Genomic DNA, 252 nt, shown 5'->3' on the forward strand with positions numbered 1-252 from the left:
GCTGTAAACGGTCTTCTGTAAATTTGGAGGCGGGTGTTGGAGTCGAACCAACCGTTACCATGCTAATGAGACATGTGAGACGCCCTTTCTCTATACCCGCGATTCTTAATGACCAGACCAAGCTTTTTATTTTTTTCTATGCGCGAAAAGTAAAAGTTGTTTGCTGTATTTGGTCTTCTGTCAAATTTGGAGTCGTAGACGGGATTCGAACCCGCGAGCAACTGATTGAAGGTCAGGTGGCTAACCATTTGC

1 tRNA gene is annotated in these 252 nt (G+C 44.8%); it reads right to left on the reverse strand.

The features are described from left to right. Positions 1-24: 24 nt before the first annotated feature. Positions 25-100 (reverse strand) — tRNA-Met (locus V0R37_RS22795). Positions 101-252: the final 152 nt, after the last annotated feature.

The sequence above is a fragment of the Pollutimonas rozaliensis genome, from assembly GCF_048751585.1.
GTDB lineage: Bacteria > Pseudomonadota > Gammaproteobacteria > Burkholderiales > Burkholderiaceae_B.